Raw genomic sequence first — 24338 nt, 5'->3', positions numbered from 1 at the left:
GTTGAACCCATTCAGGGTTCATAATGTATATTGTTCATATACCACAGGTTACACCTGTGGTTATTCAGGTTGAACTATTTCATAGTTCTAATATAATCTGTTTATTTTGTAAAATAATGGTTGTTAGAAGGATAGCAATTAAACTACTGCCTACTGCCTAAAAATCTAATTAACTATTAATAATTAGATTAGCATTAATTTGACAGGATTATTGGTATAAGCCTTGCGTTAGTTGGTGAAAGCACTAGTTTTGTTATTATAAATGAATTGAAACCAATGCTATGTTGACGTTTATTGGAGCTATTATTGCTTTGGTACTGGGTTTTGTTGTGTACGGTAAGTTTATCGAACGATTTTTCGGGGCGGACGACTCCAGACCTACGCCTGCTTTAAAAAAGGCTGACGGAGTGGATTTTTCTCCTATGCCAACCTGGAAAGTATTTACCATACAGTTTTTAAATATTGCCGGATTAGGACCGATATTCGGTGCCATTCTGGGTGCTATGTATGGCCCGATGGCCTATTTATGGATTGTTTTGGGATGTATCTTTATGGGAGCCACGCACGACTATTTCTCGGGTATGTTATCCATCCGTCATGGAGGAGCTAGTATCCCGGAGATCGTAGGTAAATATCTGGGTAAAGGCTTTCAGAATTTTCTGCGCGTTTTCACCTTGTTATTGCTCATTTTTGTGGGTGTCGCTTTTGTGTCGGGGCCTGCCGGATTATTAGCTAACTTAACCAAGGGAGGATTAACTATCTGGTTATATGTCATCTTTGCTTATTACCTGATTGCGACCTTACTGCCTATCAATAAAATTATCGGCCGGATTTATCCGCTATTTGGAGCAGCATTAATCATTATGGCTTTAGCTATTGCCGGCGCCATGCTTTGGAGTGGATTGACCGGTACGGTTACCATGCCTGAACTGTCAACGGCAAGCTTTGCCAACTGGCATCACCATCCAACAGAGAATATCCTGTTTCCAATGATGTTTATCGTCATTTCATGCGGGGCATTAAGTGGTTTTCATAGCACTCAGGCGCCCATGATGGCGCGAACTATTAAAAAAGAGAGCTATGGCCGTTATGTGTTTTATGGGGCTATGATTGCTGAAGGAATTGTTGCCATTATCTGGGCCACTGCTGCCATGACCTTCTTTGGTGGTGTGGAAGGATTAAATGGCACGATGCAAATGGATGGACATAACCCGGCCTGGGTTGTCAACGAGATCAGCGTGACCTGGTTGGGTAAAGTAGGAGCAATGTTTGCCATTATTGGTGTTATTGCTTGTCCGATTACCACAGGGGATACGGCTTTCCGAAGTGCCCGTTTAACCATCGCCGATGTTTTTAAGTTTGATCAGTCAACCATTAAGAAACGCTTATTGATCAGTATTCCACTTTTCGCAGTTGGATTTGTATTATCTCAGCTTGAGTTCACTACAATCTGGAAATTTCTGGGATTGTCTAACCAGGTATTGGCGGTTGTCGTTTTATGGACTGGAGCCATGTATCTGGCAAAGCAACAGAAAATGCATTGGCTGCTGTCATTACCAGCCATGTTCATGACCGTCGTTTGTGTTTCTTACTTGTTGGTTGCTCCACATAAGAATGGCGGACTAGCTCTGGAAATTGATATGGGAATTTCGATTGGTGCATTGACGAGCATAATGGCAATGGCTTTATTTGTATGGCGGGCAAAACAAGTAGGTTTGAAAGTACAGGCAGCTTAAATGATGGAACCAACTCAAAGAATAAGCGATTATGGTGCTCAGTGCATTGTGCACAGTGCACCAGGCACTAGTGTCAAGTCAAGTACACTATTTCAGGTATTTAGTTTCCCCCATCGCCTTTCAGGCACTTCCCCAAAGGGGAAGATATTTCAGCGGACTCACTTCCAATTCTCCCCTTGGGGAGATACCCGTAGGGAGAGGGGGATTTATACTTTAACCCAAAGCTTTAAGCTTGACTTGAAACTGGTAAAGAGGTTCGCAATCAGATTCCAGACCAGGCTGAAAAACATCATTAAACATGTCTTATTACTTAACCCTGATATTTGATGAGCGCTAAGCAACCGATCAAAAGCATTGAGAAAAAGTGGATTATTGATGTTTTAAGCCAGAGAAGTCCTGAGTTTAATAAAGCAATGGATGTCAATGTAATTATTGATGTGGCTGTCAAAAACGGACTTGGTGCTGCTCTATTTCAACAGCTCAACGATTCTAAGATTGAATGTCCTGATACTTTGCAGTCGGAGCTTAAAAGGGCTTATTTCACAAATCTTGTAAGAAATACCAATATCAGCAATGTCTGGAAGGAGCTTAAGGAGATTCTGGAGACGAAAAAGATGAGGTATATTCCGTTAAAAGGGATTTACCTGTCACAATATGTGTACAAAGACCCGACACTGAGGGCCATGAGTGATATTGATGTACTTCTAACGCGCAATGATGCTGACAAGGCGTATAATTACCTGCTTAAGCTTGGGGCAACAAGTTCAGAGCCGGACTATCAACCAGATGATACAACAACGGATCACCATTTGCCGGGATTGACTTACAAAGGTGTTTATATTGAACTGCACAGAGGGTTGTTCCCTGATGATTCCAATTATAATATCGATTATAAAGATATCTGGAATAATCTGGTGCAGCAGAGAGATACAGTGTCCATCCATCCTCACCTTAATCTGATTTATTTTTGTCTGCACCTATACTATACCGTGAAGAGAGGCGGGCTGAGATTAAGCTGGTTATACGATTTTATTGTCTATAGTCGATCGGAAGAGTTTACCCAATGCAAAGGTAGTTTTATGCAGCAGCTCAATGCTCAGAATTGTGTAGAGCCTGTATTGGCCATGCTTTATGCAGCGGAAAAGGTTTTTAATTATCAATTTCCGTTTATCGACCGCAATATTTATACAAAAAACATCCGATCCATTGAAAAGCGAGCGATCTATTTTGCCAACAACCAGGGAGAAAGCAGTACCGATTATGGTTATGAGATTGCCATTGAACGATTGAAAAACACAAAAGGATTTGTTAATAAATTATCGTTTCTCAAAAAAATGGTGTTTAAACCAGGCAATAGCTTCTTATCCAATATGCAAAGATTGGGCTTGTTAACCTGGCGAACATTGGGGATGATTAAGCAGAAGACTGTTAGTTTCTTTAGGTTTTAGAACCACATTAAAGAGATGTATTACTGTACATGACATTTACATGTTAGTGATTTAGCTTATTTATCCAGCCAGTCCAGAAACTCCTTCACCTTAACCCGACTGATTAAGATATCCTTTTCATATGGTGGATTCAACTTCAGCCGCAGTCGGGAATTATAATATTTGTGTGATGAGGCGATGGAGTCAATGGAGCAGATCATGTTGCGACTCACGCGATGGAAGTGGTCATCCACTAAATCTTCAATTTCCGAGAGGCTATAGTCACAAATGAAGTTATTGTTATTAAAATTACGGATGAAGCTGATTTTATCTTCACTATAAAAGTAGGCGATGTCGTCAATGTCTATGTGTGAATACTGATCACCCAATCGTACCATAAACCTCTTTTTCCCACTTTTATTCGGGAATAATTTACCCAAAACATCCAGACTCAGGTTTTGATTTTGCTTCTGACTTTGATATTTCTGAATGGCTTTGTCAAGGTCATTGGCATCAATAGGTTTCAATAAATAATCGATGCTGTTGTATTTGAAGGCCTTAATAGCAAATTCATCATAGGCTGTGGTGAAGATAACCGGAGTATCAATCTGGCATTGATTCAAAACATCAAAGCTGGTGCCGTCAGGTAGCGAAATATCCAGAAAAATAAGATCTGCCTTGTATTTGTGCATACCATTTACAGCGGCCTCTACAGAATCGAAATGAGCCAATATCTGCATATCGGGTATCAACTGTATAAGCATGCGTTCCAGCTCTTTAAAGGCAAACAGTTCATCTTCTATAATAATCAATCTCATATGATTAAATCTATTTCAAAGGTCATTTGGAACTCTCAAATAAATATGATCATCCCCCTTTGTGTCAATTAGGATAATCAAATTTACATGTTCGTTTTATTATTTCTGTATTTATTGTCTGATATATGGAATGTATACTTTAAAGGTATCCGTCTCTTCGTTTATCTTTATTTCCAGGTTGTATTGCCGGTAAAGTATTTTCAGGTACGATAAGCCATGTTTAGTACTATTGTTCCCTTTCAGTTGATTCCGGTTGTTACTGACCAGAATGCCACCCTCATCCTCTTCAATACTTATATGTAAGGGGTTGGAGCTGTGAAATGCGTTGTGCTTAATGGCATTTTCAACCAGTATCTGAAGACTGAGGGGGACGATCTGAGCTTTATTATTCTGTTTTTTCAATAACCAGTGGATCTGCAAACTCTCATTAAAACGCAGTTTAAGGATGTAAAAGTAGGAGTGTAGAAAATCCAGTTCTTTTTGCAATGGTACCTTTAATTCTTTGCTAAAACCTAAAATATACCTGTACAGTTTTGATAGTTCTTTAGTGTATTTATTGGCCTTATCCTGATCAATGTATATCAAGGATGAAAGTACATTCAGGGTGTTGAATAAAAAATGGGGATTCACCTGCTCTTTCATCAAGTTGAGCTGGTGTTGCAATAGAGTGTTCTTCTCCTTTTCAAGTTCAAGTTGATCTGCTTTGTTCTTGATGTTCAGTAAGTAATATTCAATAACAAGAATACAGGTAAGGTTAACTATAAAGGCTTCAATCAGTTCATTAAGCTGAAAGTCGTCAGAGATGTATCCGAAGACGACCAGTTTAAAAAACACCTCAATCAGCACGGTAATTAAAGTCATGCCACAGGCGAGAAAGATATTACGGATGATACGTATTAAAAACCGATCTGAAAGAAAACCAATGGAATCAAGGCTTCGGATAATGATCATGTTAATCCGAAATATCGGGTACAATATTCCGATTCCCATTAGAAAATCGCGAAGAAAAGGGAGTAAATGCATCGCTTCATCCGAATCACTGAGAATGTGTTTGATTCCGACCAGGACAAAAATAAAAAGAAGGACCAGAACAAATATATTTAGCTCTTCTTTAAGTCTTTTGCTTTTACTTTTTACTCGCTTCATATCGAAGTTTTATTATCAGGCAAAGTACAAATAAATAATGATTATCATTTATAATACCAATTGCAAGAGGAAGAAGCGCATCATCTTTTATCAAGCCTGGAGTGACATTATAAAAAGAATAACGCTTCTTCATTTAGGAATCTAAGAAGAGTGAGTGTTTAAAATTTATAAGTAACTCCTAAATTAACTCCTGCAAAAAGACCTGCCTCAGTGCCACCAATTTTCATTGTTGTCAGCGGATCAATAAATCCTTTGGAACCGAAACCCATACCACTATGATTCTCGATTAGTCCGATACTTGGGCCTGCCTGAAAAGAAAACCTATCGTTTAGAGGCCATTCAAAGTTCAGGTTCAGGTTAAATGCTTTATCTGCCATTTCTTCGTTGAAATTATCATATAGATATCCTGAGAAAAGAGCTTCTAAATTGATGTTTAATTTCTCCTTGTGAAATGAATAACCAGCGCCAAGACCTAAAATAGCTGCATCCATTTCGCTGTAGTTGAATCCAACTTGGGCAATTCCGTAGAATTTCTCACCGCCAATTCTGTAATTAACAGCTGTGTTTACCATTGTACCGACAGAAAGACCAATTTCGTTTCGTCCTTGAGCCTGTACTTCGTTGATCGAGAATAGTAATCCAGTTACCAAAGCAATACTTAAAATAGCTTTTTTCATGTTCTAAGTCTTTAAAAATTTACTTGTGTTTGATTTTCAAAGGCAAAGAAAGATCACTATTGGTTTGACTAATAGACTTTTCGGACAGACTTAAGGATTGACTTACTCAAAATGAGAATAAAGCAGCTGAATTAACATACGGATATGAGCTATTGCTAAATCAGCCTGATTTAATATGAACGGCTAGACGAATCCTATTAATCACTGAAACGTTTACCGAAATGATATGATTGATATAGACTTATGGTTTTTACACCTCCTGATACACCGGTATTATTTCTTTACCACAATTGGCAAAGTAGTCCTTGGTAGCAGAAAAATTACGTGTAAAACCTAAAAAGAAACCACCACCACCAGAGCCACAAAGTTTCATGGTGTATAGCTTGTTGGAGAGACCTTCCTGCCAGAATGATTGAATGTTTTCAGGAATCATCTCTTTAAGATTAGTCAATTGAAAAATAGATAATTGCATTAGGTAATTGAACATCTCGTCCAGTTGCCCATTCAGTAATGATCGGATGCACTTGTTGGTGATCGGTATTAATTCATTATCAATCTTATTCTTAAAAGCTTTATTTTGTGCTTTATCCATAAATCGTTTCACCAGTGGAGCTGTCCTGCCTGTTGTTTCAGCATCCACCAGGAAAATGGCATCTTCATTTAAAACATCACGCCTCGGTATGCCTACTGATGAGATATGATGTGCATTTTCCAAAACAATTGGGTGTTTCAAATAACAGATTAACGGGTCGATGCCTGAACTTGTGCCGTGATAGAAAGATTCTATCTGCGCAAAGGCTTTCTTTAATTCAAACAACTCATCGTCACTAATACCCATTCTGGACTCAATTCTATTGGAGGCATACTCATTGTATAAAGATGCCACAAGTGCACCACTGCTGCCAAGGCCATATCCTTCGGGTATGGATGACTCAAAGAAAAGACCTTTCGAAAGGTCATCTGATAAACGGTTGATCTCAATATTTGCCAGAAGTTCTCCTTTGTTTTTCAGGTCCTGAATATAATCGAAAAGTTCAGTTAGCTGCCGGTTAGAATCCTTTGCAAAATTAAGGTTGGTATAGCTATCGTTGTTGATAAATCGCAATTGCCCGTTAAAATGGGAGTAAGGGATGGTTAATCCCATCGATCCTAAAATGATGCTATACTCTCCAAATAGCATAACTTTCGAATAATAGATATCTTTCTTGTCCTGTGTCGGCATCTCTACTCCTTGTTAATTAATTGAAATTTCATCGTAAATCACTTCCTCGTTATCACACAAAGGTTTAAGGTGTTCTTCGATGAAAGGGATAATAATTTTATTTTGCGATTTCGGGTATATCAGGTGAATATTCGGTCCTGCATCCAGTGTATAAGTTAAAGGAACATGGTGATGTTCTCTGAATTTGATAATGCGTTTAATAGCCCGCAGTGACTCTGGAGCCATCAAAGTGTAAGCTGGCGATGAACTCATCATTAGACCATGGAGGCTCAGCGCTTCTTCTTCGCATACTTTTGCAAAGGTGCCGAAATCACCTTGCTTTAATGCCTCCAACAATAAATTAATATGCCGATTAGCCTGTTCAATACGACCAAGGCGGTAAGGGTGCTGATCCATTAGTTGGTGACCGACTGTACTGCTTACAGCTTTAGTACCTTTGCGAATCACTAATATGGAATCCTGTAGGTTCATAAAATCATTATGTACATCCATATTGATGGAGGTTCCATATTGATCCGAAGAGCCGTTATAAATATCAGTATTACCCCAAAGAACCCAGCCTGGCATGGTAGAACGGCAGGCACTGCCTGATCCCAGTCGTGCCATCTCTGAAATTATTCGTTGATGATCCTGGTTAGTCCATTCAGGATTGAGCTGGTTTTGAATCTCACACAATGCTTTAACAATAGAAGCCATTGAGCTGGCTGAAGATGCTATACCGCTTGAGTGCGGGAAAGTATTGGAACTTTCGATACTAAGGTGTCCTGTATTTAAAAACGGCAGAAATTCTTTTATACGATCGGTTAATTGTTGAAGCTTAGGTAAGAAAGAGGTTTTACTCTTTCCTTCAAATAAAAAATCGATACTGAGCATTTTATCACCAGGCTGGTAACTGACAGAAGTATTGGTTATTGACTTTGAAAGCGTGAAACTAATGCTAGGATTAACTGGTTCCTGAATGTTTTTTTTGCCCCAATATTTAACAATGGCGATGTTGGATGGTGCGCTGGCTGTAGCTTTAACTGTTTTTGTGAGATTCGATACTGCCATATTACTTTATTTTTACTTCGTTATATTTAAAGATGGTAGTAAGCTGTTTTGAGTTAAAATACTCCCTGACATATCCTTCTGCTTCATCTGTCACCACCATCATAAAGTCACCACCCCAGGCTCCCAATGTTTTAATGTAACCTTTGAAATCGTTAAAATGTTCATTCTTAATTGGATTAAGATGAACAATATCTCCAATGATCTTTTCATGTTGTTCCATTAACGGACCAAACAGATGCAAGTCATTACAAGTAATCATTTGATCAGTGATATGGTTGATTATCTGTAAGTTTTCCTGACTAACCAAATGCTTTTCAAATCGTGCAATTTCGTTTGAGCTGTTTTGTTTCTTTCCAGAGTAGACAAAATAAATGTGTTCAGAAAAAGCAGGATGAAATTCAACAGTTTCAACCTTAGGTATTCCGTCAACCAGTTGATAAGTAATAGGGGATGAGGCAGTAGCACAGGCAATGTCATAACCAGAACCACCAAAGGTATCCTGTAATAAATGATAGGGATGAACACCCAGCCATTGCGATAATAAAGAAATCAGTGAAGAACTGCTTCCCCAGCCCCAATCTTTATCAAACTCAAGCTCTGTTGTTACCTGTTTATTCTGGAATAAATCCCTGATATCCGGTCTATAGGCATTGCATATCTTCAGAATGGATGCCAGTTTTTCGGCCAGCTGATAATTATCACAACTCTTAATATTCAATGCCTCATCATAATCTGCCTGAAACCAATGTCCTTGTGGTGTTCTGGCAGTCCAGCTCAAAAAAGATGAGTGATTTTCTTCTAGGGTTAATTTCTGGCCGTATTTTAATGGCAAAGCTAATGCCCTGGCGCCTGTCAATACCAGGTACTCACCTGATAAAAGCAATTTGCCATGCGCATAGTATGATTCGATTGCTTCTTCTTGCATTTAGTTTCTGAGTTCTTGTAAAAAAGATTCAACCATTGAGTAACTAACCACACTATCTTTAAAATGTTTGGTAGCTGCCGTTTTTTCGTTTTGGGTCGCATTTAATGCATTTAGTACGTTGCTGAGGTGTAGTTTCATATGACCTTTTTGGATTCCGGTTGTCACCAGTGATGCAACAGCACCAAAATTATTGGCCATTCCGGCCGCTGCAGCAATCTGCATCAGTTGCTCAGCCGATGGTTGCTGAAGTATTTCCATTGCTGCTTTTGCCAGCGGATGTGTTTGGGTTAATCCGCCAACAGTTCCCATTGCCAACGGAACTTCTAAGGTATATTCAAACTGCTTTTCACTTAAGTCCATTTGTGTTAACGAAGCATAGGTTCCATTCCTTGAAGCATACGCCTGCGCACCTGCCTCAATGGCTCTGAAATCATTACCTGTAGCAAGCACCACCGCATCAATACCGTTAAAAATGCCTTTATTGTGTGTTACTGCCCTGTAAGGATCATTGATTGCAATATCTACCGCTGTTTTAAAGCGTTGTGCAAATTCATGTGCTGAATAGCGACCAGCATACGGTTGTAATTGCTCAATACCAGCCGAAATTTTACATTCAACCAGGCACTCTGGTGTGTAATTACTTAAAATGGACATAATGACCGAGGCCGGTACTTCAGCTCTTAACTCATGATGCTCATTAATAAAACTTACCAATTGAGGGGCAATGGTCTCCAGACATGTATTAATGAAATTGGCTCCCATTGAATCAGCTGTCTTAAACTGGATCAATGCCTGGTGCGTATTGGCCATGTTAGGAATTGACTTCAGCTGCATATCTACAATGCCTCCACCTCGTTGGCGCATTTTATTGGTAATTGACTCAGTTACCTTAAGGATTAGTTGAAACAGCTCATCTTTGTACTTTTGTAACTCAGCAATATCACCTGTCCATTTAAAATGGATTTGCCCGTTTTTAATGGTATTAATAACGCGGGTTTGGAATCCACCGTTTTTAGCCCAGAATCCCGCTGCTTTTGACGCTGCAGCAACTACAGAGCTTTCCTCAATGACCATTGGTACAATGTAAAGTTCATCATTGACAAGAAAATTAGGAGCAAGGCTAAAGGGTAAATAGAAATTAGAGATGATGTTCTCTGAAATATCGTCAAATAAATATTGCTTGTCAGGATGAAGAAACTGTTTGAACCTGTCGGAAAGCTCAGGAACTAAGTGTTGTTGCTCAATCAGCACCTGAACTTTTTCCTCACGGCTAAGTTTCGAAAAACCTTTAATCAATGATTGCATATTAAGGTTGTTTTACTCTTAAGAAATTATTGGCCAGTTGCCAACCCTGATCAATCTTTTCAACAAAAGTGCGTAGTTTGTCATAGTCACCCATGGCATGTCGCAAAAATGCTGAACCCATCCCGTAAAATGCCGGCAGGTTCGAAATAGATGTCAGGTAGTAACCATCTAGCAGGCTGGAAATACCACCGGAAATAATCAATTGCTTAACCTGGATATTATTGGCCGGTGTTTCACTTACTATTTGATTGATCATATTGGTCATCTCCTCAGCTGTGTGTCCCACATGGATAAAAGGATTGAACACCTCGGCAGCTACTGCATTAGATCGATTTAGCTCAACCAGCGAAAAGTTGGTACCGCCCATGGCTGCAAATTCAATGGCTTCAATGGGCATTTGCAAAAGCTGACGAAGACTTGTTTTACCAAAGCCCTGTCCAACTTCTTTAACGATCAGCTTTAGATTGGTTTGCTCGATAAATGCCTGTAGTAATTCAATAGCCGGTCTTTTAAGCTGATCGCCTTCCGGCTGAAAAGCTTCTTGTAAAGGATTGATATGAACAATCAGGCCATCAGCAGAAAGTTTTTCTACCAGTTCGCCTAATTGATCTGTATTTCCTTTATCGAGCATTGTTTCCAACTGGCATATGCCAATATTGGCAAACAGTGGAGCATCATCGCCCATAATAGGACGCACATTAAAGTCACTGAAATGCTCCGGCGAATCCAATAATATACGACAGGAACCCAAGCCCATTCCCAAGCCAAATTCGGCACAAGCCTGCGCCAGATTTTTGTTGATTTTACCTGCGCGTTGGGTGCCACCGGTCATGCTCGACACCCATAGAGGTAAACGCATCTTTCGTCCCGCAAACAAATATTCCTTTTGAATTTTTGAATGTGTTCCAAACAAAGGCTCATAATCGAAACGGTTGTCAACATGTTTACCTTCCAGTCTCGAACTAAAAGCTAAGTCGATATGATCGCGTTTCCTGTCTTCCATTGGTAGCAATTTTGTTTAATGATGGTAAAAATAAGCTGAACTTATCCCAATCCCAAATGCTTACTGATGACAATTCGTAAAATCTCGGAAGTTCCTTCACCAATTTGCAGGATGCGCTGATCGCGATAAAAGCGTTCGATCGTTGAAGATTTAAGCAATCCCTGACCAGAGAAAATTTGTACAGCCTCATCGGCAATCTCCTTGGCAATATCACTACAATATAACTTTGCCATGGCAGCTTCTTTACCAAATGGCTTACCCGCATCTTTCAGGGCACAGGCATTGTAAAGTGTATTTCGCGCCAGTTCCAGTTTAAGGGCCATATCAGCCAACTTAAATGAAGTGACCTGGTATCGTGAAATGATTTTACCAAACTGTTCGCGTTTTTTAGCATAGTTCATTGCCATTTCAAAAGCGCCCTGTGCCAGTCCAAGTCCCATTGCTGCAATGGATAAGCGACCTGAATCCAGAGTCTTCAGCATTTGTCCTAAACCTTTATCTTCCTTTCCAAGAAGTTGATTTTTGGATGCTTTAATATTTGAGAATTTAAGTTCTGCTGTATCAGAGGCGCGCCACATCATTTTACCAAACATTCGTTTTGTATCGAATCCTTCCTGATCTCTGTCGACCAATATGGTTGAGAAACGCTTTTTGCTGTCACCATTACTGGTTACTGCTAACACAGTAATTCCTTTCATCAACTCATTGCTACCGTTGGTAATGTATCGTTTGGTACCGTTTATCAGCCAATGGTCGCCTTTATCTTCAGCAACAGTTTGTACACCCTGTGCATCCGAACCGGCCGTTATTTCGGTTAATCCAAAGGCCCATAAACCCTCACCAGAGGTTAGGAGCGGCACATACTTTTTACGCTGATCTTCTGTTCCAAAGTTATAGATAGGAGCGAGACCAAGACTGTTATGGGCGCACATGGTTGCAGCTTGAGAGCTGTCCACCCGAGCCAGCTCTTCAACAGCAATGATATAGGATAATGTATCCAATCCCTGACCGCCATATTCTTTTGGTAGATCGATACCATAAAGGCCTGCTTTACCCATCTTCTGTGATAGCTCCACTGAGAAGATTTCTTTCTCATCCAGCTCGCCGGCAATTGGTTTTATTTCTTTTTCGGCAAAAGCTCTCACTTTTTGTCTGAAAGCTTCGTGTTGTTCTGTACTAAGTATTGACATGTTTATTTATGCTTAATGCTTTATTATTTTCTCCTGTTATGCTTTTTCTTTCGTTCTATAGGCCAAAAGGGTTTGGTTCAGTCTGACCTGATCACCTGTATTGATATGAATCTTATCTATCACACCATCTTTCCAGGCTTTAATATGATTTTCGGTTTTCATAGCCTCCAAAACCATTAATAAATCGCCCTTTTTCACTTCCTGTCCATCTTTCACATTTATTTTCATTACCTGCGAAGGGATAGGAGCTAAGAATTGATGACCATTATTCTTTGTGTTTTCCTCTGTCTCTGGATGATAATCGGGTAACCAATCCTTTGCTTTAATGGCAACCGTTTTTAATTGGTGTACTATTTCCACTTGATCATCATTCTCAAAGCAATAAAATTGATAATCAACACTCTCAATTTTTAACAGAAGTGAATGACCTTTAGCAGCAAGTATTTTGACTTGGAAAGCGTTGTTGTTAAGGATGATTTCCAACTGCTTATCTTTTTGTACTAATTCAGCGATGAAACTTGTATCATCAATTTTAAATTCAAATTGAATAAGTTGTCGCCAGAAATGATTTTTTAGTTTGGCAAACCGGTATACAACATATGCAAGTGCTGGCTTGAAACGGTCATTATGCTTAGAATTGCTTAGTTCATGCAGGTTCTCTTCGCAAAAAAGTGTATGGATAGCCGCCTTTTTATATTCAGAATGATTTAACAGTTGATCGATAAATAAACCATTTGTTTTAATGCCGATAGCAATAAATTGACGGTTGGCAGCAATGGCCTTTTCAATGGCTTTTTCTCTGTTTGTGTCATGCACAATCAGTTTGGCGATCATCGGATCAAACTGAGAATGTATTTCCAGTGCTTCATTAAAGCCCGTTTCAATTCGTACATGCTTTGTCGAAGGAAGAACCAATGAGCGAATAACCCCTGGTGAAGGACGAAAGTTATTGGCAGGATCTTCGGCACAAATCCGTAGTTCTATTGCATGACCATTAATCCTTAAATCAGTTTGCTTAAAAATGATTACTGATCCCTGTGCAATTTTAAATTGCCATTTGACCAGATCAATACCGGTTATTTCTTCGGTAATGCAGTGCTCAACCTGGATGCGTGTATTCATTTCCAGGAAAAAGTGTTGGCCATTTTCGTCAACCAGGAACTCAATGGTACCGGCGCTGCTATAGCCAATTTCTTCACATAAGCTGATGGCATCGGCATATAGACGTTGCTTAACACCATTGGACAGATTCGGTGCGGGCGCTTCCTCTATTATTTTCTGAAACCGTCGCTGAGCCGAGCATTCACGTTCATATAAATGTAGTGTATTACCATGTTTATCGGCTAATACCTGAACTTCGATATGTCGTGCTTTGGCAATGTATTGTTCCACATAAATTCGTTCGTCGCCAAAATATCGTTGTGCCTGTTTACTCAAAACCGGAAGTTGCTTAAGCAGTTCGTCTTTGCTGTGACAAATCTGTATGCCTTTACCACCACCACCCATGGCTGCTTTTACTAAAACGGGGTAGGGAAGGGTTTCTGCTTGGGAGAGAATGTTTTGAATGGAACCCTCCCAAGATTGTGTGAGCTGTACTTTGGCTTTGTCAGCAATTGAACGGGCCATTTGTTTGTCGCCCATCATTTTCAGATTATCTGACGATGGTCCGATAAAAAGAATATTCGCCTTGTTACAGGCTTCAGCCAATAAATGATTCTCTGCCAGAAAACCATAGCCTGGGTGAATACAATCGGCTTGGTATTTTTTAGCTAGCTCAATGATCAATGGGATATTGAGGTAGTTATCCTCAAACGGTCCTTCTTTGAAATAATGTACTTCATCACTTAACTGAGCAGGTAAAGTGTTTTTCTCTAATTCGGACAGTGTTGCTACTGTTTCCAATCCCAACTCATGAGCAGCCCTGATAATTCGGGCGGCTATCTCCCCTCTGTTTGGTATTAATACTTTCTTCATCTTTCCCCCGTTATTGATACCAGTTCGGGCGTCTTTTGTCAAAAAATGCCTGAACGCCTTCCTGTCCTTCCTCGCTATTTCTTGAAGCAGCTATTTTTTCGATACAGAGATCTTTGATAGATGCTTCATCATTTACTTTATTAAACTGCTCAACCAGATGTTTTGTTGAAGCCAAAGCCTCAGGACTATTGGCTTTGAATTGCTCACATAGTTCGTCAATGCGTTTGGTCATGTTTTTATTATCTGCCACTTCGTGAATTAAGCCAATTTGTTTTGCCTTTTTAGCAGTAAAAACTTTAGCGCTCAGCATCAGGGCCCGTGCGTTGGATATTCCAATTTTATTAATGACAAAAGGGGCAATGGTTGCCGGAACTAATCCCAGCTTGACTTCAGTAAAAGCCATTTTAGTCGTTTTGTCAGCTAATACATAATCGGCACAGGCCAGCAGCCCAAGCGCGCCACCCATGGCAAATTTCTCAACCCAAATAATTACAGGTTTGGGAAAGGTATTTAGTTGCTGGAACAAGTCGTAAAATAGAGAGGCATCTTCTTTATTTTGTTCGTCGCTTTGGTGCAGTCCCTCTTTCATCCAGTTTAAATCGGCACCAGAGCAAAAAAAATTATCAGCTCCTCGGATCACAACTACTTTTTGCTTGTCATCCTGCTGTACTTTATTAAGCGTAGCCATCAGGCACGTGATCATTCCTTTTGACAGTGCATTTTTCATTGTTGGGTCGTTTAGAAGAATGCGACTAATGCCATTGGATTGATTGAGCTCAATCAGATGTTTATTCTTACATTCTAAAGACTCCATATTTTGTATTGGTTGGTTCTGTATTGTTTATAATTCGCAGAATTAATCCGGCTATTTGTCTGGTTGATTCAGGTGTTATGATACCATCATCCCAAAGCCGGCTGGTACTATAATAAGGTGAGCCTTCATCTTCATATTTCTTCAGGATGGAGGCTTCTATTAATTTCAATTGTTCCTCGTCAACTTCTTCGCCATGTGCAGCAGCCTGATCACGTTTAATGCTGGTTAATACTTGAGCTGCCTGTTTAGCTCCCATCACTGAAATGCGTGCATTGGGCCACATCATTAAAAATCGAGGATCGTAGGCCCGACCTGCCATGGCATAATTACCTGCACCATACGAACCTCCCATTAATATGGTAAAGTAAGGTACTGTTGAATTGGCCAATGCATTCACCATTTTGGCTCCGTCTTTGGCAATACCTTTGTGCTCATAATCTTTTCCAACCATAAAGCCAGTGATGTTTTGTAAAAACATCATCGGGATATTGCGCTCGTTACAGAGTTGAATAAAATGTGTGCCTTTAAGGGCCGATTCTGAGAACAGGATGCCATTATTGGCCAGAATTCCCACAGTGGTACCTTCAATTTTGGCAAATATTGTCACCAATGTCTCACCATATTCTTTTTTAAACTCATGAAAACGGCTGCCATCAACCAGACGGGTAATGATTTCACGTACATCAGGAAAAGGTTTACCCACTTCAGGAACAATACCTTTAAGCTCATTAACAAGATAATCAGGTTGGTCAAACTCTATTGTTTTACCCAGTTCCTTTTGAGGAAGTGTTTCAACAATATGCCTGCAGATATGGATGGCATGTTCATCGTTATCAGCCAGATGGTCAGCCACGCCTGATATTTGTGTATGTACTTCGCCACCTCCTAATTCTTCAGCACTGACTTCTTCGCCTGTAGCGGCTTTTACCAATGGAGGACCAGCTAAAAAAATGGTTCCTTGATTTTTAACGATTATGGTTTCGTCACTCATGGCCGGTACGTAGGCACCACCAGCTGTACATGAGCCCATCACAATGGCAATTTGAGCAATTCCGCGGGCTGACATGCGTGACTGGTTAAAAAAGATACGGCCAAAGTCATCGCGATCTGGAAAAACTTTGGCTTGCATGGGAAGGAAAACACCGCCACTATCTACCATGTAAATACACGGTAATTGATTTTGAAGGGCAATTTCCTGTGCACGTAAATGTTTTTTTATGGTTTCGGCAATATAGGTTCCGCCCTTAACGGTTGCATCATTGGCAATGATCATCACATCACGGCCATGCACTTGTCCTATACCTGTAACAATACTAGCTGACGGAAATGCATCATCATACTGACCATTGGCAGCCAAAGCGGATAATTCAAGGAAGAAAGCATCTTTATCCAGCAGGTAATCGATGCGCTGACGAACGGTTAGCTTTCCTTTTTCAATATGTTTCCGACGAGCCTTTTCACCACCACCTAACATGACTTGCCTTAGCTTTTCGAAATATTGATCGGCTAATGTCTTGTTTGACTTTTGGTTACTGATAAACTCCTCAGAATCTGTATTTATGTTTGATTGATACTTAAACATCTTTTATTCGCTATTCGCAAATAATAACCTTTTCAAAAGGCAAATGTTCAGCAAAGGAGCGGATAATTTGAACGTGGCATTAATTCTTTTTATTAATACAAAAGCAGCTTTAAGTACCTTATATAAGGTTTACAGATTTGAAATTTTGATGGGGAGTAATTGTGGGAGATAGGTGAGTTAATCTATAAGAGAAGTGCAAGATAATTGCATTAAAAAGTTAAGAAACAGATAATTCTATTTTATTGCAGTTTTGATATTTTAAAATGGATTGATGGGTATCAATAAGTCCATCAATCCATTCAATTTGGTTTTATATGGGTTCTATGCGTATTGCTGAATGATATTATTCAGGTGTTCCTTTGTTTGCAGTCCGACAAGCTTTTCCTTTACTTCCTGATTTTTAATAAGGAACAACGCCGGAATGTTTCTTACCTTAAAATCCTTAGCCAACTCTTCGTTTTTATCGACATTAACTTTGGCAATAACAAAGTCATCTTTGTGCTCTTCTGCTAATGATTCAACAATTGGCAGCAAAGTTTGACAAGGTCCACACCAGTCAGCATAAAAGTCTAACAAAATGGGAGTGTTAGCATTCAATAATTCATTCAATTCGTTTTTGGAATTTAATTCTTTCATGACTTAATTTTTTAATTACCTCAATTTCGCACGTGGATTTTTACATCCCGCAAATAGCGCAGATTTGCACCGAAAATGCTCTCATTCATTTATGTGAATAATAATCTGCGGTAATCAGCGCCATCAGCGGGAAAGGAAAAAACTTGCAGATCTTAAGAATTACCAGAAATTGTTACTTAACCACAGGGAAGTCTACTTCAACATTTGTAAGTGCATGTGCGTAATTGGTAAAGGTTACCGCGATAACCACTCCAACAAAGTCAATAAGTGCTTTCGCATCGTATCCGGCTTCAAAGAACCGTTCTCTTACATCGTTATCCACATGTCCGGCTTTTTCTGCCACTTGTTTGGCTAATGACGTAAGAACATTTAGTTTCTTGTCTTCGATTGTGGCAGTTCTTAGTTTTACTGTTTCCTCTTCTGTATATCCGTTCATTTTCGCAATAGCCGTATGAGCAGATTTACAATAAATACAGTTGTTGGCTTGCGAAACGGCTAATTTAATAGCTTCAATTTCTTTGTTAGAGAAAGAGTCTTTACCAACTTTTCCCGAAAACTCAAGAAAACCAGACAAAGCATTACTCGAATAACCAATTGTCGCGTACAGGTTAGGAACCATTCCTAATTGACTTTTTAATTGCTCAAAAATGGCCTGACTTTCTGCGTTTACTTGTTCTTTTGTTGGTACTGAAATTTTTGTTATCGTTTCCATCTTGTTACTGTTATTTGTTTTACAATTAATGAACAGTACAAAAGTATGGACGAACAGGCAGCGCATGTTAGACATGATTGCCTGACTAGTTATCAGTTTTTCCCTTCCTTAAATTTTTGTGGTGAGAAACCTTCCTGACCTTTAAAAAAACGACTAAAAACCTGGATATCGGAGAAGCCCAAATCATATGCAATTTCAGAAACTGACAGATTGGAGTATGTGAGTAATCTACGAGCTTCCAACATAATTCGGTTTTGAATGAATTTAAGAGGTGTTATCTCTCCGTTTTTCTTGAAAAGATTAGAAAGAGTTTTGGGTGATTTGTTTAACAAATCTGCATACTCATTAACGGTGTGTTTTTCTTTGAAGTGTTGCTCAACGAGGTAATTGTACTCCCGTATGATATCGATATTAGCATTGGTATCAGAGTAATTATTCTGCGCTTTGTAGATTCGCGTACATAGTATTAATAGTCGTTTCAGCATCATTTGTAGCATTTCCAATTGAAGATTGTCCTTAGACTTCATTTCAATCTGGAACATCTTTAATACCGTTTCGAGTATATCAATGTCTTCGTCATTTGGACGAATTATGGGAACGGTTGAAGCACCATAGTACAAAATGCCTTTACAGCTTACTTCACTGTCGTGATCAATGATGCAATAGAAATCCCGATTCCATTTGATTAATTTAATGTTGTTGGTATGAATGGGTTCAACATGATGGAATTCGGTAAGGCTGATAATCTGGTTTTTATCGAAGGTATATTCAACACTATCAATTTTAATACGGTTGTTATCTGACATGAACCATAGGAGTGATAGTTCACTTGACTTAAACTCATTCAATAAGTGACAATTATCTGAATGAACATCAACTATTTGAATAAACTCATTATTTTTTCCTCTGAACTCCATCTGATATTTTTCTTTTATTCTTTTGGTATTGGGAGTTTATGCTGTCTTAAGAATGACAACTTATCCCAGTATCCTCTTTGAAATTTTATTTTACCATCAATTATATGAAAAAAGCCACAGCCTCTTAATCCTAGTGGGTCTTTCCACTCTAATATTCCCCAATCTTTATCTTCAAAAATGTTCTCGACAATACAAATCATTTCAGCCTGACTAAATTCATCTTCAAACATTTTTAGTATAGCATTTTTTCCTACAATTGGTTCATTGGCTACTTGGTGATTGATGGCATCGGTATGATAAAAATTTGATAGTTTTTCTGCATCTCCTTCATTAAAAGCTTTTACCCATGCTTCAATTAATTCTTTTGGTTTCATTTTAATGGTTTTTGTGTAAGATATTGGTATAGTGCCTTCTTTATTATAAACCAATAGACTATTTAATAAGCTTCTTGATCTTCTTCATTGCTTCTTCTTTGTTCTTTTTCCAGAAAGTATAGTGCAGGGGAAAGCTTTTAACACCTGTTCTTGCCAGTGTCTTGTAGCGTTCGAGTGTAAATGCCTCCTTGAACATACCAGGGTAACCGATCAAATCAATGAAATAGTTTTTGTTACGGTGAGTTACCAAAATATCGAGCATGTTTCCGGCTAGCGGATAGCCACATTGAATTGAGTCATATTTGTGTTTTTGCAATTCAGTATATACTTCTTGCTGAAAAGTATCAAGCTCAGTGCTTTCTCCATTGGAATGCGCAAATTCTTTGCTGAATTTAAAGTATTGGTACAATAAGCTATCCTTGTTCATCGATTCATCAGAAACTGATTTGAAAAGTATCTGATACGATTTTGCCCGAGTGATGGCTACATTAAGTACTTCAGGTTTATTAACATGTATAAAAGCTGAAGGATGCGTTGAATCACATACAGAGAATGACAACAGAATTATATCGCGTTCGGAACCCTGGAAACTATAAGGTGACCCACAAATCAAATTGTATTTTTTCAGTACATCAAGATCGTATTTTTCTTTTAAAAGCTTATTAAGAAAGGTTACCTGCCTGCTAAAAGGAGAAATAATACCGATAGAGGGTTTTGTTGCAGCATCGGCATGTTTCTGAATTATACTGTCCAGTTTCTTCATTACAGCATGAGCCTCAACTTCATTGATACCCTTTTCATTTCTGCTTCCGTTGGTTTCAATTAAGTCAAGCTGGTTATTTGCAGTGTGTTTTGGTGTAGATTTTAAAACTTCTAATTGACCATCGTAAAATTGCCTGTTACTAAACTCGATAAGTGAAGGTGTTGACCTGAAATGCTCCCTCAGAAAGGAGACTTGTTTCTGGTCGGGTACTTTAGATATAAAGAAGTCTAAAATACTTCTGTTTCTATAATCAAAGATTTTATCCTCCGGAAGTTGATATTTTTCTTTCAATGCAGCCTGCTGTGAACCTGAAACAAACGAGTAATGTCGCAATTGGTTGGGATCACCTACTACAATCGCTTTACGTGCACGATAGAGAGCGGGAAGGGCAGAGGCTATGTCACATTGGGTGGCTTCATCGATTATTACAAGATCGAACAGGTCTTTTTGCAGAGGGAGAACAGAATTAAGCTCTGATAAGTTAGCCAGCCAAATGGGAAAGACTTTGAGGATATTTTTCTGCTTAACTTCTGCCAACAGCCTTTTATACTCTGAAAAACTTGAAGCATCTAAAGCATCAAAGAACAACGAAATATCTTTTCTGAATATTCTGAAGTTGCTTTTGATATTACTCTGGATTTTCCGTTTACTAAATAGGCTTATTTCCAGTTCAAGGCGTCTAAATACATTATTTATTTCGTAGAAAAGGGTCCATAGTTGTTCGCCGTTGAATGATCGGATTTTAAGATAAAAGCGTCTCCATTTGTTTATCAGACTCAGATCATCGGCAAACTCAAGGTCTGATAATTCAAGCTCTCGTTCAACAAATTGCTCAAACTGTGCTTCCAGGTCTTCCAATTTGGTAAACAGATTATTAATAAGGCTTTCATTATATGAAAAGTTTTGCTTTGCTGCTATGCCGCTCAAATACCGTCTGATTTTAGATTTCAGACTTAGCTTGTAGTTATAGCCTGTGGTATGAATCAGGTAATCTTTCAGGTTAAAGTCATCCTGTAACATTGTGCGTAGCACTTCAACGGCTTGCTTTGTTTTTGAAACCACGAGTACCGATTCCTTGTTGATTACTGCATCGGATACGATGGACGTTATTGTATAAGTTTTACCGGTTCCTGGTGGTCCAATAATAACTGAGTTAGTAAATCTGTATGCATTTTTGAGGGCATTAAACTGACCGCTATTTAGCCTTGATTTATAATAACTTGTTCCTGATTCTGTTTCAGAGCTTTCTTCATTAATCAATTTTTCAATACTTGTATTAAACTCATCTCTTTGGGCAAGCTCCGATAAGTCATTGATTATTTTTAGCGATGATTCTGATTTTTCGACGAATACAGTTCCTGCGGCTGGAATAATTTTAAACTCATCTTCATCGTAATCTGTTTCGGAGAGGTTTTTCCTTGTTTTGCTGACAGGCCATACTGATGGGAATAAAAGCAGCTCTTCTGTATTGACATTGGAGAAGTATTTGTCGAAAATGCTTTTGAGGCGAATCAGTTCATTATTTTCGCTACGAAGCAGTTCTGTCACTTCAGCAATAAAACCGTCTTTACTAAGTCCATTGTTATTGATTTCCAGTTTTGTCAATACAGATCGGTTGATGATTAAACCTTCCCGGTCAATTTTAAGGAATTTCTCATCTTCACGTGTTTGTATTTCAGCCGGAAACAGGAGAAAAGGTGCACAGATGCGTTTGTCTTTGGAGAATGAGTTTTCTTTTTTCCCTAAAAGAAAGAAGCATCCATAAAACAGTTTTTTCTCAAGCCGGTATAGTTCAATTTCCTTTTCAAGTTCGTCGATTTTCTTGTTGAAGTAAGGAATAATGGGAAGCTTTCCACTTAGTAATTCTTCGGTTTTGGAAACAAACCACTTATACGTGTGCTTTGGGGAGAGTATATTGTCAACTTCAAATTCTTTGTAATCAAGTTTGTAACACTCTTTGTAGTAATTGTAAAAATTTCTGGCTCTGTATTTCACCTATTTGATGTTTATTATATTTTATTCATGCTGATCCTGTGCATAACGATATTTCCAATGCACGAAACATAGTCTGTAATGTCTAAACGAATGTAATGAATCATTTGCTATTGTTAATACTCTCTTGGATCATCTTCAACAATTGCATAGTGATAATTGTCTTTCCACTCACCACGAATGGGGAGTATCTTTCTGCGTAATCCTTCCTTGTTCATCCCGCACTTCTCCAATATGCGAATGGATTTGGTATTTTCAGTGGCAACTCCTGCTTCGACTTTATGAAGATGAAACTTACTAAACCCTGTTTTTATCAATTCTTTTGAAATTTCAGTTCCATATCCATTTCCCCAAAAATCAGGATGCAGTTCGTAATAAATTTCACCTAATTTGAATTTATCCAGCGACAGTGATATCCCTGCCAATCCAATAAAGCAATTAGTATCTTTCCTTATTATCTTCCAATTGTATGATTTTCTGATTTCATTACTCTGAGCTGAAATCATTGAATTGACTCTTTTCTTTGTTTCTTCAATGTTTTGGGGGATTCCGAGTGTTCCAAATTCATCAACCTCAGGAGAAGAATGTAGCTGATAAATGTTTTCTACATCCGTAATATCAATTTCTTTGAAAATCAATCTTTCAGATTTTAATTCCATAGGTTTTTATTTGTAATTAGCTGAAGTTGTGCGAATAGTAAATATATAAGTAACACCTTTATTTATCTGCATCTGTTTTTGTAGTTATTTCCCTTGTAAGGAATTGAACGCTGGTTTTTAAGAAGTTTTCAAAGTTGATGCCTGTTATTGCAATATGTCCGGTATTCGGTACAATCCATAATTCAGCATTGTGTAGGTTTTTATATAATTCAAGCGCCTGATCAATGTCGATTATTTCATCACGATCACCATGGACGATTAAAGATCTGGAATGAATTGCCTGTACTTCCTGATTGCTCAGGTTAATTTGATAATTAAGATTCTGATCGAATAATGCTTTGATTTGGTCTTCACCATGGTAATGTATCTCTTTTAGTTCTTCAATAAATGAAGGTGGCAGATTTTCATAGGAAAATGAATTGTTGGTATCGCTATTTTCTCCTCCCTTAAATTTTTGAGAAGTACCAATAAGGATCATTGATTCGATTCTCTCAGGATTTAAACCAGCCAACTCCAATAGAGTCAACCCTCCATAACTTAACCCGATGGCTTTCGTTTTTTTAAGTTTTAAATGATCCAAGAGAGCTAAAATATCTTTGGCTGACTTTTCTATCGTAAAGTCAGGTGTGAGAGGAGAGGTTCTGCCATGGCCACGGAGGTCAACGGCGTAAACAGTAAAATGTTGGGCATATGTCGGTATATATTCAGTCCAAAACATTGAAGACTGCGTCCAACCATGAAGTAGTATCAACTGTTCTCCTTCACCATATACCTCATAGTACATCTCAATTCCATTTACCTTTGCTACTTCAGTCTTTTTAGGGAGTTGTCCGATAATTTGGACTGAGATAATTGTCATCAGGGTAAGAGTTATAAGCTTTCTCATGATACTTAAATTGATATTTCCAATAGCTGTATGTGGAGTTATCCCTTTTATGTCCATTTTCGATTCGGTTAGTATCCTGATCTTATATCTTATAAGACTTATATCGAATTGCATATTCCTTTAATCCATCTCTATACCTTCCAAATTGAATCAGGTGATGGATAAATTTTCATTTTCAAGTACTTATCTTATAGAGATTATTTTATAAATTTCCAGTATTCTGTATTCGGTTTTTTTATTTTAATTTCTTTCAGATTATCGATTTGCGCTATAAATCCCCATCCAAATTTATCCTCAGATAATTCAATTATTAACTCGTTTTCTCCTTTTTGCAGAGGTAATTCCATTGTTGTATGATTATCCAGAACATAACCTCTGTCTTCATATCTGCCAGTTGCTTTATATGTATTATCTCCTGTGCACATAACCTCCGAATTCAGACAAACCCGAATTTTATCGCTGTATCCGATTTTGAGCTGTTTTGTCTGTGTTATTTTTGAGTCTATCACCACTTTCGCTAATATTGTATT

At 38.5% G+C, this 24338-nt stretch carries 22 protein-coding genes; 2 read left to right on the top strand and 20 right to left on the bottom strand.

Features of this window, described 5'->3' with window-relative positions:
- Window positions 1-281: 281 nt before the first annotated feature.
- Entirely contained in the window at window positions 282-1736 is a 1455-nt protein-coding gene (locus tag AC4MRQ_RS16145; RefSeq protein ID WP_491198732.1) for a carbon starvation CstA family protein, read from the top strand.
- A 326-nt stretch (window positions 1737-2062) separates the two neighbouring features.
- A complete protein-coding gene (locus AC4MRQ_RS16140) occupies window positions 2063-3184 on the top strand; it encodes a nucleotidyltransferase domain-containing protein (protein WP_491198731.1) in 1122 nt (373 codons plus the stop codon).
- A 56-nt stretch (window positions 3185-3240) separates the two neighbouring features.
- On the opposite strand, the gene AC4MRQ_RS16135 is transcribed toward AC4MRQ_RS16140, so the two are convergent.
- From AC4MRQ_RS16135 to AC4MRQ_RS16040, 20 genes are all read right to left on the bottom strand, one after another.
- Window positions 3241-3981 carry a LytR/AlgR family response regulator transcription factor gene (locus AC4MRQ_RS16135; RefSeq protein ID WP_491198730.1) on the bottom strand — a complete coding sequence of 247 codons (741 nt, stop codon included), beginning with the start codon at window positions 3979-3981 and terminating at the stop codon, window positions 3241-3243.
- Window positions 3982-4092: 111 nt separating this feature from the next.
- Window positions 4093-5127, bottom strand: a complete 1035-nt coding sequence (locus AC4MRQ_RS16130) for a sensor histidine kinase (protein ID WP_491198729.1) — start codon at window positions 5125-5127, stop codon at window positions 4093-4095.
- A 158-nt stretch (window positions 5128-5285) separates the two neighbouring features.
- Entirely contained in the window at window positions 5286-5804 is a 519-nt protein-coding gene (locus AC4MRQ_RS16125) for a hypothetical protein (RefSeq protein WP_491198728.1), read from the bottom strand.
- 250 nt (window positions 5805-6054) lie between these two features.
- The gene (locus AC4MRQ_RS16120; RefSeq protein WP_491198727.1) at window positions 6055-7026 is read right to left on the bottom strand and encodes a mevalonate kinase family protein; all 972 of its coding nucleotides are present in this window, start codon (window positions 7024-7026) and stop codon (window positions 6055-6057) included.
- A 12-nt stretch (window positions 7027-7038) separates the two neighbouring features.
- Window positions 7039-8076, bottom strand: coding sequence for a diphosphomevalonate decarboxylase (gene mvaD, locus AC4MRQ_RS16115; protein WP_491198726.1), 1038 nt, complete (start codon window positions 8074-8076; stop codon window positions 7039-7041).
- A 1-nt stretch (window position 8077) separates the two neighbouring features.
- Window positions 8078-9001: a GYDIA family GHMP kinase gene (locus AC4MRQ_RS16110; protein ID WP_491198725.1), complete on the bottom strand. Its 924-nt coding sequence runs from the start codon at window positions 8999-9001 to the stop codon at window positions 8078-8080.
- Window positions 9002-10306 (bottom strand): hydroxymethylglutaryl-CoA reductase, encoded by a 1305-nt coding sequence (locus AC4MRQ_RS16105; RefSeq protein ID WP_491198724.1) that lies wholly within the window; start codon window positions 10304-10306, stop codon window positions 9002-9004. It lies immediately after the preceding gene.
- A 1-nt stretch (window position 10307) separates the two neighbouring features.
- Complete coding sequence (locus tag AC4MRQ_RS16100; RefSeq protein WP_491198723.1) at window positions 10308-11309, bottom strand: beta/alpha barrel domain-containing protein; 1002 nt, start codon at window positions 11307-11309, stop codon at window positions 10308-10310.
- A gap of 41 nt (window positions 11310-11350) precedes the next feature.
- A complete protein-coding gene (locus AC4MRQ_RS16095) occupies window positions 11351-12499 on the bottom strand; it encodes an acyl-CoA dehydrogenase family protein (protein WP_491198722.1) in 1149 nt (382 codons plus the stop codon).
- A gap of 36 nt (window positions 12500-12535) precedes the next feature.
- Window positions 12536-14473, bottom strand: a complete 1938-nt coding sequence (locus AC4MRQ_RS16090; protein WP_491198721.1) for an acetyl/propionyl/methylcrotonyl-CoA carboxylase subunit alpha — start codon at window positions 14471-14473, stop codon at window positions 12536-12538.
- 10 nt (window positions 14474-14483) lie between these two features.
- Window positions 14484-15287, bottom strand: coding sequence for an enoyl-CoA hydratase/isomerase family protein (locus AC4MRQ_RS16085; protein WP_491198720.1), 804 nt, complete (start codon window positions 15285-15287; stop codon window positions 14484-14486).
- On the bottom strand, window positions 15268-16869 hold the full coding sequence (locus AC4MRQ_RS16080; RefSeq protein WP_491198719.1) for a carboxyl transferase domain-containing protein: 1602 nt from the start codon (window positions 16867-16869) through the stop codon (window positions 15268-15270). The genes AC4MRQ_RS16085 and AC4MRQ_RS16080 overlap by 20 nt, the downstream gene beginning before the upstream one ends.
- A gap of 321 nt (window positions 16870-17190) precedes the next feature.
- Window positions 17191-17505, bottom strand: coding sequence for a thioredoxin (trxA, locus tag AC4MRQ_RS16075; protein WP_491198718.1), 315 nt, complete (start codon window positions 17503-17505; stop codon window positions 17191-17193).
- A gap of 172 nt (window positions 17506-17677) precedes the next feature.
- The gene (locus tag AC4MRQ_RS16070; protein ID WP_491198717.1) at window positions 17678-18217 is read right to left on the bottom strand and encodes a carboxymuconolactone decarboxylase family protein; all 540 of its coding nucleotides are present in this window, start codon (window positions 18215-18217) and stop codon (window positions 17678-17680) included.
- A 92-nt stretch (window positions 18218-18309) separates the two neighbouring features.
- On the bottom strand, window positions 18310-19134 hold the full coding sequence (locus AC4MRQ_RS16065; RefSeq protein WP_491198716.1) for a helix-turn-helix domain-containing protein: 825 nt from the start codon (window positions 19132-19134) through the stop codon (window positions 18310-18312).
- Between the two features lie 14 nt (window positions 19135-19148).
- The gene (locus AC4MRQ_RS16060; protein WP_491198715.1) at window positions 19149-19508 is read right to left on the bottom strand and encodes a nuclear transport factor 2 family protein; all 360 of its coding nucleotides are present in this window, start codon (window positions 19506-19508) and stop codon (window positions 19149-19151) included.
- Window positions 19509-19566: 58 nt separating this feature from the next.
- Window positions 19567-22266, bottom strand: a complete 2700-nt coding sequence (locus AC4MRQ_RS16055) for a DEAD/DEAH box helicase (protein ID WP_491198714.1) — start codon at window positions 22264-22266, stop codon at window positions 19567-19569.
- 113 nt (window positions 22267-22379) lie between these two features.
- A complete protein-coding gene (locus AC4MRQ_RS16050) occupies window positions 22380-22922 on the bottom strand; it encodes a GNAT family N-acetyltransferase (RefSeq protein ID WP_491198713.1) in 543 nt (180 codons plus the stop codon).
- 58 nt (window positions 22923-22980) lie between these two features.
- Window positions 22981-23808, bottom strand: a complete 828-nt coding sequence (locus AC4MRQ_RS16045; protein WP_491198712.1) for an alpha/beta fold hydrolase — start codon at window positions 23806-23808, stop codon at window positions 22981-22983.
- Window positions 23809-24005: 197 nt separating this feature from the next.
- Window positions 24006-24338, bottom strand: a 333-nt coding sequence (locus AC4MRQ_RS16040) for a hypothetical protein (protein ID WP_491198711.1), incomplete at its 5' end; no start/stop codon positions are given.

Source organism: Carboxylicivirga sp. (assembly GCF_982718395.1).
Note: the sequence above shows the minus strand (reverse complement) of the source record. Positions and strands in the feature narration are given on the sequence as shown.